The sequence below is a fragment of the Gluconacetobacter entanii genome, from assembly GCF_013155425.1.
GTDB lineage: Bacteria > Pseudomonadota > Alphaproteobacteria > Acetobacterales > Acetobacteraceae > Novacetimonas > Novacetimonas entanii.
The window spans coordinates 1-11,956 of sequence record NZ_JABJWD010000024.1; the positions used below are offsets into that span (position 1 = coordinate 1).

The window sequence follows — 11,956 nt, forward strand, 5'->3', positions numbered from 1 at the left end:
GAACTGTTGCCATGGAACTGGAAACCCGTGAATACACTGCACAGACAGGCCGCATAATCAAGGCGGCCCAGAGCGGCCGGTTACGATATACCGCGCATAAAAAGCCTGCTGCAATAGGCGCCTGAAGCAACTCATATTCAGCCATGAAAGTTCAATCTCATGATCGTTGTTCAGCGCAAGAAGTTCACCTATGGATGGGGTCGCCGCCGTAAGGGCCTCATACGCTGCCAAGAAAAACGTTTCCTGCTCGAAGGGAAGTGTTACTGGTGTACGATTGCATTTTTTATGATCTCCAACAGAGAATCTCAATATTTATATAGCAGACAGCCAATGGCGCAATCGGGCTAAATTTTATACATGGCCGTGATGAAATCTTAAGCCGTGTCGTCAGTTAAGTCCAATGGTAGCGGAGACAAACTGCACTACTGCGATGAAGGTTGCTTTCAGCTTGTCGTAGCGCGTGCAATGCCTCTGAACTACTTCAGTCTGGCGAATAATAGTTCAATGATATTTCGTTTTTTCTAGCCCCTATTGTGAATTATCGTGAATTTATGATTGCGAAGGAGAGAGAAAAAAAAAGCTTTCCTAACGACCGCGATGAGGGCGTTTGTCGCCTGTCTGCTCCATTCTTGAAGACGACATACGGCTTTACGAGGGAAGCAACCGGTTTGCTTCTGGTGACAGATTTTCACTGGATTTATCATCGCATCAGGTCGTCAGCGAAGCGTCGCAAAAGCGTCCGTAACTGATCGAGGTCGGCATCCGTCCAGTCGACGAGAATGCGGTTCGCCAGTCGCTGGCGGGCCGCATTCAGCAGGTCGACCATTTCCTGTCCCTTTCCAGTCACTGTCGCTTCGCGAACACGCCTGTCCGCGGCAGACGGGTGGCGCTCGATAAGGCCCAGCTCTTCCAGCCTGGTCATCTGTCGGCTGATCGTCGTATGATCACGCCCTGTACGGTCCGCGAGTTCGACAACACCGACAGGACCGTAACGCCATACGCGCGCCAGAAGCGGAAACAGGGCGCGATCCAGTGGAATGCCCGCTTCTTCGATCAGTCGATCATCCCGACGCGGCCGGTTGATTTCATCGACCAGATCGATGATCGCGGCATGCAGCCCGCGCAGGATGTCAGGATCATGTGTATTATTCACGCTTTTTGTTGCCTTGGACGCCGCTCTGAGATACGTGAATATTACACATTGATTCGCGGAGTTGCCAGTGTCCTTCGATACAGACGTCCTGATCTCGGGTGCGGGGGCCGCAGGCCTGACGCTTGCGATCGACCTCGCCCGACGCGGAGTTTCGTTCCGACTGATCGAGCAGAACACACAGCCGTTCAACGGATCGCGCGGGAAAGGCATCCAGCCCCGGACGATGGAGGTCTTCGAGGATCTCGGCTTCGTTGATCGCATGGCGGCGACAGGCGGCCCCTATCCGCCGCTGCGCCACTATCGTCCTGATGGAACCCACAACGTGTCGCTTCTGACGGAGGCGGAAGTCTTCCCTACTCCCGCCGAACCCTATGCCGCGCCGCTGATGCTGCCGCAGTTCGCAACCGAAGCCGTCATGCGGGAGCGGCTTGCCGAGCTTGGGCATCATCCGCGCTTCGGTACACGGCTGACCGGATTTGAACAGGACGCACATGGCATAACGGCAAGGATGGAAGGAGAAACCGGCGAGCATATGATCCGCGCCCGGTTTCTCGTCGGAACCGACGGCGGCCGCAGCTTCGTGCGCCATGCCCTGGCGATTGATTTTCCGGGAGAAGCACTGGGTGTGCGTGCGATCGTTGCCGATGTGCGGCTGGAGGGGCTTGATCGGTCCGTCTGGCATCGTTTCCAGCTCGGTTCACCGGCGACACAGGTGATGATCTGTCCACTGGCGGGAACCGATCTGTTCCAGGTTCAGGCGCCCGTGGCACTGGACGGGGAGATCGACCTGTCTCCGGCCGGACTGACCGCGCTCATCGAGGTCCGGACCGGCAGAGAGGACATCACCGTCCGTTCGGTGTCCTGGTCCTCGGTTTATGCGATGAATGCGCGTCTGGCTGATCGCTACCGGGTCGGACGCGTCTTCATTGCGGGGGATGCCGCTCATGTTCACCCGCCAACCGGTGGTCAGGGTCTCAATACCAGCGTTCAGGACACTTATAATCTCGGCTGGAAGCTGGCCTCCGTGCTCGCGGGTGCGCCGGAAGCGCTGCTCGACAGCTACGAGGCGGAGCGCCGGCCGATCGCGTCGAACATGCTGCATCTCTCGACGCGGCTGCTTGGTGAAGCAAGGCAGGGCACCATGCGGCGCGATCGCGAAGCGCGTCAGCTTGACCTCGGTTATCGCGGCTCATCATTGAGCGCGCCCGGTTCGGTGGGCGGCAAAGTGCAGGCGAGCGATCGCGCACCCGATGCGCCCTGTCGCGGGCAGGCGGGGCAACGGACACGACTGTTCATGATTTTTCAAGGGTCTCACTGGACCCTGCTCGGCTACCAGCCGCACGACCGGCCGTCGGCCATCGCGGGCGTCCGTATCGTCGCCGTTGGTGCGGAGCATGAACTCGTCGACGAAGATGGCAATATCGCCGAAGCTTACGGGATCGAACCCGGTCAGTGGGTGCTCGTGCGTCCGGATGGTTACATCGCCGGGATCTTTCCCTCTGACGGACTGGAGCCGCAGCTTTCGCGCTACCTCGCGCATGTGCTGCCGTCCGGCCCGACCGATACACTCGAAGGGTCATGATGGGGGAGGAGCGGATGGTCGGCTGTCAGATCGGAATAATAGAAAAGCACCCAATCAATACTGTGAAACCCCCTGACAGCCGGACACCTCAGTAACAACCGATCAGCCCCGATGAGGCTTGATCCCGACGATAGCTGCCTATCGCTCCAGATTTCCATCTGCAGCCTCGCCGTTTACGGAATACGACAACATTCAGGAAACCTGATCCACGATTTTTTGGATCCATGTGCTTGTGATGGGCGCATACGGAATCAGCATCCGGTAATAAAATGCGCCATACAGCAGGTCGAGAGTGAGTTCGCCCGCCTCTGGGGATATTCCGAACTGTTCGAGCGCCACCACCCCCGCTTGCCTTCGCGGCGCAATCCATCGATCCCAGAAGGCCTTTTCGAGTACGGAACTGGACTGCGCGGCGGCGATCATGTGCCGCAGGAGTTTCCGCCGTGGTGCGTCCAGCGCCGCACTGAGGTCTTCAAGCGCAAAAACGAGTGTCTGCCTGACATCCTGCCCCGTTCTGTAGGCAATCTGTGGGGTCAGTTCCGACAGGAATGCGTCCATCACAACGGCAGCGGCACTGTTCCAGCGCCGGTAGAGCGTTGTTTTCGCCACCCCTGAATGACTTGCAATCGCCTCCATCGTTACCCGCTCCGGGCCCAGATCATAGGCGAGTTGCAGCGCTGCCCCCTGTGCGGCCTCGGTCGCCTGCCGACTGCGTTTGCGGCCGCTTCCTGTTAAGGAAGCTTTTGCAGCATGAGATGGGTCGGGACTGTTCAAGATCGTTCTCCAGCACACTGCGGGAAAACTGCCACCGTCCGATGTTTTTCGCAACGCTCCGTATCGGTTATTGACTACGATACGGATCGTATCGTAAGTGTCGCTCCGGGCCTGATAACGTTCAGGACAGGACAGACACCGGAGCAGACCTGTGATTGGACAATCCATCCAGAAATGGGACGCCCTCGACAAAGCCAGAGGGGCTTTCCCCTACCCTTCTGACCTGCATCGCGACCACTGTGTTCATCTCAGGGTCCTGCGCGCCGGACGTGCTCATGCCCGGATCGTGTCAATCAATACGGATGCGGCACGGCAGGCCCCGGGGGTCGTGCGGATTCTTACCCATGCCGATATTCCTGGCCTCAACAGTTTTGGCCTGATCGCGCCCGATCAACCTGTCCTGTGTCATGACCGGGTGCGCTTTTGTGGTGATGCCGTAGCCCTTGTAGTGGCCGAGAGCGAGCAGGAGGCGCGTCATGCCTGCAAGCTGATCCACGTCGAATATGAAAACCTGGCCGCCCTGCTGGATGCGCGGCAGGCACTCGCCCCCGATGCGCCGCAGATCGGGCCAAACGGCAATCTGTGCCATGAGGTCGATCTGGGTTTTGGCGATGTAGATGCCGCGCTGGAAGCGTCCGACCATGTCGTGCGCCTGACCTACAGTACGGGGCGGCAGGAACATGCTTTTCTGGAGCCCGAAGCGGGCATCGCCTGGCGTGATGAGAAGCAGCGGATCGCCATAACCTGTGGCGGACAGAACCCTTTTGCTGACCAGAAGCAGATTGCCGCCATCCTTGGTGTTCCGCTGGAGCAGGTCCATGTGTCGCATCCACCCATGGGGGGCGCTTTTGGCGGCAAGGAAGACCTGAATGTTCAGGCCCATCTGGCACTGGCGGTACATGCTACGGGTCGCCCTGCCCGCTATGTTTATGAGCGTGAAGAAAGTATTGGCTATTCCGTAAAACGGCATCGTTTCGAAGTCGATGTCGCGGTGGGCTGTGATGCCATGGGCAGGCTGACGGGCTTCAGGGCCAGCCTTCTGGCCGATACCGGAGCTTACATGACGTTGGGGCCGGCTGTTCTTGTCCTTGCCGCCGAACATGCCTCCGGTCCCTACCGTTTTCAGGCCAGCCGGATTGAGGGCAAGGCCGTCCATACCAATACCGGCAATGCCTCGGCCTTTCGTGGGTTTGGCAATCCCCAGGTCATTCTGGGCATTGAGCAGGCGATGGACGCGCTGGCGGCGAAATGCGGCATGAACCCGGTTGATTTCCGAGTGCAGAACCTGCTTCGCGGTGGTGACCGGGCCGGAGCCGGGCACATCGTGCGCAATGATGTCACGCTGCCACGCCTGATTGCCGCAGCCCGCAACGGGCCATTACTCCGTGCGCTTGGGGCAGAAACCCTGCGGCCAGATGAGGATGGGAAGCTGCGCGCGACCGGCTTTGCCTTTGTCTGGCAGGGCTTTGGGCTGGGGGCTGGGGCCGAACCCGGTTCCAGCATCACCCTGCGCCGCGACGCGAACGGCCAGTTCTGGCTGGACTGTTCGAGTGCGGACCTTGGCGAGGGCAATCTGTCTGCATTCCAGCAGATTGCGGCATCCGGACTGGGTTGCGCGGCGCATGACATCGGGCTTGATATCGGCACCACGGATAATACGAATTCGTGGTCCACGAACGCCTCCCGCTCCGTGGTCGTAACGGGCAATGCCGTGGCGAAGGCGGCCCGTCAGCTGGCAGCACGGATTGATGCTGGTGAAAACGGGGCGTTAGAAAAAACCGCGCATTTTGCGCCGTATTTTCCCGAAAAGCTGACATTGGGTGCACCGCACGTAGGGTATTCCTATGGCATCCAGGCCGTTCGCATTGCGCTGGATACCGCGACTGTGAATGTCACGGTGGAAGAAGTCGAGACATGGCTCGATGCCGGGACGGTCATCAATCCTGATGGGGTGACAGGCCAGATCGAAGGCGGGCTGGCGCAGGGGCTGGGTTTTGCCCTGAGTGAAGACCTTGTGCAGCACGAGGGGCGTGTCCTGAACAACCGCTTTTCATCCTACATCCTGCCCACCATCCGCGATGTGCCGGTGGATGTCCGTGTTCACCTGATCAATCACCCTGATGCGTCAAACCCGCTGGGTGCGCGCGGCATTGCGGAAGTCGGGCTGACACCTGCGGCGGCGGCCATCGCCAATGCCCTTGCGCGCTGTCTTCGCCATCGCTTCGAACAGTTCCCGATCACGCCGGAGGCCATTCTGCCGGTCATGGAAAAAGCCCTGTCATGATCACATTCCAGCTCAATGGCGCACCGCTCCAGATTGCGCATAAGGGCAAGACACTGTTGCAGGTGCTGCGCAATGATCTGCACCTCAATGGCGCCAAGCTTGGCTGTGGTGAAGGCGAATGCGGGGCCTGCACGGTTATGGTGGATGGGCGGCCAGTCTGTTCCTGCCTTGTAGCAGCCGAAACGCTGCAAGGCGCTACGGTGACAACCATTGAAGCCCTGGCCCGGACGACGGATGGATCGGAAATCTGTTCCGCCCTGGCGCGCACGGGAGGGGTGCAATGCGGGTTCTGCACGCCGGGTATTGTCATGGCCTGGGCCGGGCGACACCGTGATGATACCCCCGATGATGCCCTTGAGGGCAATCTCTGCCGCTGCACGGGCTATGTGAAAATCCGCGCGGCGCTGGAGCAAGCAGCCTGCCTTCCGCCACGCAGGGGCACCATTTCCGGCAAGGCGGACCTGTCCTTGCAGAATGGGCTGGCCAGTCTGGCGCAGGATCCTGAACTGGTCCCGATCGCGGGGGGAACCGACCTTGTGGTGCGCGCGGGTCATGATCTCGGCGCCCTCCGGCTGTTTTCGCTTGAGCGGCTGGATGCGCCGGAACTGCATCAGGTTTTTGGGGAGGACGGCAATCTCGTCATCGGTGCCCTGATGCGCTGGCAGGATATCCTGCATGATCCTGTCATCGCCCGTTTTGTGCCCATTCTCAGGGATGTCGCGCATGGGGTTGGCAGCCCGCAGGTCAGGAATGCCGCGACCATTGGCGGCAATGTGGCCACCGCCTCCCCGGCAGGTGACAGCCTTCCGGCGCTGGTCGCCCTTCAGGCCCGTGTCCGGCTCATCCATCATGATGGGAGCCGCGAGATGCCGGTTGCCGCGTTCATCACGGGGGCCGGGCGCACGCAACGCAGGGCAGGAGAACTGATTGCCGGCTTTGTCATTCCCGCAAAATGTCTGGGCCAGCCACAGGCCTTCACCAAGGTCGGCCCACGCAGGGCGCAGGCGATCTCGAAACTGTCCCTCGCAACGGTCAGAGTGCCTGACGACCCGGCCGGAATCAGCTTTGCGTTCGGGGCTGTCGGTCCCGCTCCCATGACGTGCCCGAAAGCGCATGCTTCTCTCGCCTCAGGGGCGCGGGATAAAGCGCATCTCAACGCCGTGACTGCACTGGCCATGTCTGAAATTACGCCGATCGATGACATGCGCTCTACCGCTGCCTACCGCAGGCGCGTGGCTGGCAACCTTCTCATGCGGCATTGCCGGGTGCTTTTCAGCCCTGCGGCGGGCAGAGGCGACGGATGATGTCTTCTATCTGCCCACGGTCCAGTTTCGCATGATCCACCGAGCCGTGAATGCCCATGCCCTCGACCAGAGCATCAAGTGCGCGGCAGGTCAGCGGATCGAAGAAACGTCCCAGCGCCTCCCGGCTGGCCTGCATCCAGTCGCGCATGATGGCCGCGAGTTCGGGCTTGCGGGCGGCAAAGGCGTATAGTTCATAACTCAGCAGCAGCGTGCGTGGCGTGGACCAGATGTTTCCGGCAATGATATCGACAAGCGCTCCTATCGCTTCCTCCCGGTTTCCGGCCTCGGCCAGCCGCCCGACAAAGGCTGCGGAACTGGCCTGAGCCACCTGCGTAAAAGCCAGTTGAAGCAGGTCGTCCATGCCGTTGAAATGATACGTCATCGAGCCAAGCGGCACCCCTGCTGCCTTGGCCACGCGGCGGTGCGTCGTGCCCTGCACGCCATGTTCCACGATCACGTCTAAAGCAGCATTGATGATGCGCTGCTTGCGGTCGGGGTCGGGGCGACGGATGGCTGAAGGGTTGCTTGACATGAGGAAACAGGTTTAGCCTTGCGCTATGTGTACGTTCGTACACAAGATGAATATCTCAACGATGTGGGATGGTAGCAGTGAGCGAGAATACCGAAAAGAACGGTTCCCCGGGCATGACACGGCGCACGGTCATCGCAGCAGGCGCAGTAGCCGGTGGCATGGCCCTGGGCGGACGGGCGCATGCCAGCGGTCGCGGCCCGTGGCGTGGCGGGGTCTGGCTCAACAAACCACACCAAAGCGCGATCAGGGCCGATGCGCTTGAGATGACAACGGACAAGGGCTCCGACTTCTGGCGCGAGACTTTCTACGGCTTCACGCGCGATAGCGGCCATTTTTACGGCCTGCATGCCCCTGCCCGCTTCACGGCGCAGCTTCGCATCCGTGCCGAATATGAAAAGCTGTACGATCAGGCCGGTCTCATGGTGCGCATTGACGAAACGCGTTGGGTCAAGGCCGGGATCGAACTCTCGGACGGGCGCGCCATGCTCAGCAGCGTGCTGACCGATGGCCGCTCGGACTGGGCCACGGCCCCCTATGAGGCCGACCCGAAAGATTTCTGGATGCGCGCAAGCGTGGCTGATGGCGTGCTGCGGCTTCAGGTCTCGGGTGATGGCAAAACCTGGCCGCTCGTGCGCCTGGCCCCCTTCCCCGTGGCTGAGTCCTATCTGGTGGGTCCGATGTGCTGCACGCCAGAGCGCGAGGGGCTGAAGGTGCGTTTTTCTGACTGGAAACTGACCCCCCCGCTTAACAAGCCACTACACGACCTGACATGATGCCCCACCGCAGCGAAAAACAGAAAATGCTGGCGGGCAAACTGTACATGGCCAGTGACCCCGAATTGCAGCGCGAACTGGCGCAGTGTGCCGAGTGGCTTGCCCGGTATAACACTGGCGACGGGTCCCTACCCGAGCGGCTGGGCGCGGTTGGGGAGAATACCTGCATTCGCCCGCCGTTTCATTGTGATTACGGCTATAATCTCTTTCTGGGGAACAACGTATTCCTCAATTTCAACTGCATCGTGCTTGATGTGGTGCCGGTCAGGATTGGCGACGGCACGCAGATCGGCCCGGGCGTGCAGATCCTCGCCGCCGACCACCCACGCGCCCCGGAACTGCGCCAGAAAATGCTGGAATCTGGCCGCTCTGTTACCATTGGCCGCAATGTCTGGATCGGTGGTGGCGCCATCATCCTGCCGGGCATCACGGTCGGGGATCATGCCATTATCGGAGCGGGCAGTGTCGTCACCCAGAATGTGGCCGCTGGCGCAACCGTGGCCGGCAATCCGGCGCGGCCTCTGCATCTCTGATAATAACCCCGGCGGATGAGCGGGCACCCATGGCTGAATTCCAGTTTCAACAGATCGATGTATTCTCCACTGAGCCGACCAGAGGCAATCCGGTGGCCGTGGTGATCGGGGCAGACGGCCTGACTACCGAGCAGATGGCCGCCTTTGCCAACTGGACAAACCTGAGCGAAACCACGTTCCTGCTCCGTCCAACCTCGCCGGATGCGGATTACAAGGTGCGTATCTTTACGCCGCAGACCGAACTGCCGTTTGCTGGCCACCCTACCTTGGGTAGCTGCCATGCCTGGCTGGCTGCGGGCGGTCAGCCGCGCGGGAACACGATCATGCAGGAATGTGGTCTGGGCCTTGTGCCGGTGCGCGCGCATAATGGCTGCCTTGCTTTTGCAGCGCCCCCATTGCAGCGATCGGGGGCGGTGGAACCCGGCCTGCTGCACCGGGTTGCAAATGGGCTGAAGATTCCCGCCTCATGCATCCGGGCTGCGGCATGGACTGATAACGGGCCGGGGTGGCTGTCCATCATGCTGGGGTCACGCCGGGAGGTGCTGGCGCTTGAACCCGATTACGCGGCCCTGTCGGACCTGTGTATCGGCGTAACAGGACCTTGGGATCCCATCCACGATGGGCAACAGGCGCAGTTCGAGGTGCGCGCCTTCGCCATGGCCTGTGGGGTGAACGAAGATCCCGTCACCGGTAGTCTGAACGCCGGGCTGGCGCAGTGGCTCATAGGCAGCGGGCTTGCGCCCGGGCATTACATTGCCAGCCAGGGTACCTGCCTTGGCCGGGCCGGACGCGTGCATGTCGATCTGGAAGATGGAAAAATCTGGGTTGGCGGGGTGACAACGACTCTGATTGCAGGCGTGCTGCGGTTATGATCCTTTCTGCGGGAATGCAACGGCCCTTTCCAGAAGAGCGGGTCAACAGACAACGGCTTTCACCATTGAGCATGTTTTTACCAAGGCTGTCTGTGTGCTCCTGTATTATTGAGCAGAAAGGCTGTTTAGGGGGGTGAACGGAAGGTCTGCTGTCAGACGCCGAGATCAGAAAAGCGGCCATTTACGCGACCGTCCATGTTCAAGATACGTATGCGCCACGCCTAGTCTCTCGACGTCGCGGTATGTATTAATCATATACTTTCCTAGATAGATATTCAGGATGCCAAAATGAGTATTATTACCAATACCAACGATTATGTACACTGATCTGTGTGATCCCATCTTTATGAGACCAATGGAACGGATGGTATTAGGGGAGCAGTAGATTGTTTCAGGTTGAACAGACAGCAGACTACGTCGATGATGTGCCCGATGTCGTCGAAGACAGTATTGTACAGCCTGTTGGCGCGTAGGACTGCCTGACATTTTCGACCGGTTTTCAAATCAGGACCGTCGTGTTTAATATGCAAGCACCTGAGCGCGGCTTCATTTTAAACGTCCATAAGGAATTGAATATGTCCGGACAGAAACAGAAAAAGGCAAGGTGTTCGGTGTTAATTATCGATTGCCAAGACAAAGGAGAAGACCCTGGCTCTGAGGGAAAATTTATCCGTCATATGCTCAACCTTATGGGCGTAGCGAACCGCTACCATTCTGTGCGCACAAAAACGCAGTTCCTGGAACTGCTATCGTCGGTGCCCACAGCCGCCGATGTAGTTCACATTGCGACACATGGGTGCGTAGAAAAGCCCCCTAATAAGAAACGAAAAAAATTTATTGGGTTCTGGACGCCTGACGAGAAACACATAACGATGCAAGAAATTGCTTCGGCTGGTATTAATCTTTTTGGAAAGACTGTTGTCTCGACGGCCTGCCTCTCAGGCCAAAAGACGCCGCGCAAAGAGTTTAAAGAAGCCACAAAATGCAAATATTATATTTCTCCGATCAAAGGCCCCTCATTTTACAATGCCGCACTTATGTGCCACATCTTTTACCATAAACACCTACAGTTAGGCCGGAGTGTTAAACAAGCCTTCTCCGAATATGAAAATCGTTATAAAAATCCGCATGTGTTTTTCCTCGAGTGAGGAAACGTGGAAATAGATAATTATTCAGCAAAAAAATGATTATAACCTCATGCCATCTGATCAAAGAGTATCGAACGTGCAGTCTCAGTTAATTTAAGTCGACCACTATTGATAAGAAAGTTAACAAATCGCTTAATATCTGCGTCCCCAGCTATCCAATGCACTTGGTTATTTCTTAGACATGCACGTAACGCCTGCTTAAAATGGCGACTCTCAAACGATTCCTGCAGGCTCATTAATTTTTCAACAATAGTGTGCGTAGTGGCAAAGTTACCACTCTCGGAAAGTTGCTCGATAAGATTCTCAATATTCTTCGTCTGTTCTGTTTTCTCGACGCAGAATTGTTCAAAACTGACAAACGATTCTCTTACATCCCCATTATTGATCAGATTTCCGACTTCACGTATTGCATGAATTTCATCTTCAACCCCGAGTCCCAGAAATCGAACTGCCGAGAGATATGTCACGGGTGATTGCTTGATGACCTCAATGTTCCTGAGCAGGAACTCCTCTAAGTCTTGCCCAGGGCCAAAAAACGAACAATCAGGTTCTATGAAAAATCCAAAAATTTCCTGATCACCAATTGAGGTGGTCAGTTCCTTTTCACATGGAAACTTCTTCATGGTGTTAAGGTAGCCCGCAGGAATAGGAAACATACTCTTGATGTTCCCATTTTCATCTACACTTTGCGCGTGAATTACCCCACTCTCACCGGAAAGAAAGATAGGCGTGCTAAATGCAGTGAGATTATTGGCAACGCTTAAAGCGCCGATACACTTCCAAACCATCATAGGACGCCCTTATGAGACAGGTATAGGCAAACCTTTTCGTAAATTAGTGCTGTATGATCTGCCGCAGCCAAACTGTAAGTGGAATACATAATGATTTCGGCTTTTAGAATATCAGAAATATTGACGTGCCCCCCTTTTTGTATCCACTCAAAAGGAGAGTTCCCGTTTTTTATGGCTTGGGGTTGGTGGGATGACAAGTGTCTCGGGGGC

At 57.7% G+C, this 11,956-nt stretch carries 11 protein-coding genes and 1 pseudogene; 7 read left to right on the forward strand and 5 right to left on the reverse strand.

Annotated features, from left to right (window positions below):
• Window positions 1–700: 700 nt before the first annotated feature.
• Entirely contained in the window at window positions 701–1,153 is a 453-nt protein-coding gene (locus HNH97_RS05315) for a MarR family winged helix-turn-helix transcriptional regulator (protein WP_110096470.1), read from the reverse strand.
• Between the two features lie 67 nt (window positions 1,154–1,220).
• On the opposite strand from HNH97_RS05315, the gene HNH97_RS05320 reads away from it, so the two are divergent.
• Window positions 1,221–2,735 (forward strand): FAD-dependent oxidoreductase, encoded by a 1,515-nt coding sequence (locus HNH97_RS05320; RefSeq protein WP_265176000.1) that lies wholly within the window; start codon window positions 1,221–1,223, stop codon window positions 2,733–2,735.
• Between the two features lie 192 nt (window positions 2,736–2,927).
• Here the strand turns inward: HNH97_RS05320 and HNH97_RS05325 are convergent, their stop codons facing one another.
• Window positions 2,928–3,509, reverse strand: a complete 582-nt coding sequence (locus HNH97_RS05325) for a TetR/AcrR family transcriptional regulator (RefSeq protein ID WP_171790145.1) — start codon at window positions 3,507–3,509, stop codon at window positions 2,928–2,930.
• 151 nt (window positions 3,510–3,660) lie between these two features.
• On the opposite strand from HNH97_RS05325, the gene HNH97_RS05330 reads away from it, so the two are divergent.
• Together HNH97_RS05330 and HNH97_RS05335 are read left to right on the forward strand one after the other, a co-directional pair.
• Entirely contained in the window at window positions 3,661–5,793 is a 2,133-nt protein-coding gene (locus HNH97_RS05330) for a xanthine dehydrogenase family protein molybdopterin-binding subunit (RefSeq protein ID WP_171790146.1), read from the forward strand.
• On the forward strand, window positions 5,790–7,097 hold the full coding sequence (locus HNH97_RS05335; RefSeq protein ID WP_171790147.1) for an FAD binding domain-containing protein: 1,308 nt from the start codon (window positions 5,790–5,792) through the stop codon (window positions 7,095–7,097). Before HNH97_RS05330 ends, HNH97_RS05335 begins: the two co-directional genes overlap by 4 nt.
• On the opposite strand, the gene HNH97_RS05340 is transcribed toward HNH97_RS05335, so the two are convergent.
• Complete coding sequence (locus HNH97_RS05340; protein ID WP_171790148.1) at window positions 7,066–7,629, reverse strand: TetR/AcrR family transcriptional regulator; 564 nt, start codon at window positions 7,627–7,629, stop codon at window positions 7,066–7,068. The two genes, HNH97_RS05335 and HNH97_RS05340, sit on opposite strands and share 32 nt — an antisense overlap.
• Before the next feature lie 68 nt (window positions 7,630–7,697).
• Between HNH97_RS05340 and HNH97_RS05345 the strand changes: the two genes are divergently transcribed.
• Genes HNH97_RS05345 through HNH97_RS05355 form a run of 3 tightly spaced genes read left to right on the forward strand, consistent with a single transcriptional unit; the run spans window position 7,698 to window position 9,807 of the window.
• Window positions 7,698–8,402 (forward strand): DUF1349 domain-containing protein, encoded by a 705-nt coding sequence (locus HNH97_RS05345; protein ID WP_216657542.1) that lies wholly within the window; start codon window positions 7,698–7,700, stop codon window positions 8,400–8,402.
• Window positions 8,399–8,935 (forward strand): sugar O-acetyltransferase, encoded by a 537-nt coding sequence (locus HNH97_RS05350; RefSeq protein ID WP_171790149.1) that lies wholly within the window; start codon window positions 8,399–8,401, stop codon window positions 8,933–8,935. The genes HNH97_RS05345 and HNH97_RS05350 overlap by 4 nt, the downstream gene beginning before the upstream one ends.
• Before the next feature lie 29 nt (window positions 8,936–8,964).
• Complete coding sequence (locus tag HNH97_RS05355) at window positions 8,965–9,807, forward strand: PhzF family phenazine biosynthesis protein (RefSeq protein ID WP_171790150.1); 843 nt, start codon at window positions 8,965–8,967, stop codon at window positions 9,805–9,807.
• A 314-nt stretch (window positions 9,808–10,121) separates the two neighbouring features.
• On the opposite strand, the pseudogene HNH97_RS18375 reads toward HNH97_RS05355, so the two are convergent.
• Window positions 10,122–10,303, reverse strand: a pseudogene (locus tag HNH97_RS18375) (IS630 family transposase); the annotation flags it as partial.
• A 28-nt stretch (window positions 10,304–10,331) separates the two neighbouring features.
• Here HNH97_RS18375 and HNH97_RS05360 point away from each other — a divergent pair.
• Complete coding sequence (locus HNH97_RS05360; protein WP_171790151.1) at window positions 10,332–10,955, forward strand: CHAT domain-containing protein; 624 nt, start codon at window positions 10,332–10,334, stop codon at window positions 10,953–10,955.
• 47 nt (window positions 10,956–11,002) lie between these two features.
• On the opposite strand, the gene HNH97_RS05365 is transcribed toward HNH97_RS05360, so the two are convergent.
• Window positions 11,003–11,746: a hypothetical protein gene (locus HNH97_RS05365; RefSeq protein WP_171790152.1), complete on the reverse strand. Its 744-nt coding sequence runs from the start codon at window positions 11,744–11,746 to the stop codon at window positions 11,003–11,005.
• Between the last annotated feature and the right edge of the window lie 210 nt (window positions 11,747–11,956).

What these genes read in the sequence shown, in the direction of transcription:
- HNH97_RS05365 (WP_171790152.1), bottom strand. Translation starts at nt 11,746, where the DNA reads ATGATGGTTTGGAAGTGTATCGGCGCTTTAAGCGTTGCCAATAATCTC.
- HNH97_RS05355 (WP_171790150.1), top strand. Translation starts at nt 8,965, where the DNA reads ATGGCTGAATTCCAGTTTCAACAGATCGATGTATTCTCCACTGAGCCG.
- HNH97_RS05360 (WP_171790151.1), top strand. Translation starts at nt 10,332, where the DNA reads ATGCAAGCACCTGAGCGCGGCTTCATTTTAAACGTCCATAAGGAATTG.
- HNH97_RS05340 (WP_171790148.1), bottom strand. Translation starts at nt 7,629, where the DNA reads ATGTCAAGCAACCCTTCAGCCATCCGTCGCCCCGACCCCGACCGCAAG.
- HNH97_RS05345 (WP_216657542.1), top strand. Translation starts at nt 7,698, where the DNA reads ATGGTAGCAGTGAGCGAGAATACCGAAAAGAACGGTTCCCCGGGCATG.
- HNH97_RS05335 (WP_171790147.1), top strand. Translation starts at nt 5,790, where the DNA reads ATGATCACATTCCAGCTCAATGGCGCACCGCTCCAGATTGCGCATAAG.
- HNH97_RS05350 (WP_171790149.1), top strand. Translation starts at nt 8,399, where the DNA reads ATGATGCCCCACCGCAGCGAAAAACAGAAAATGCTGGCGGGCAAACTG.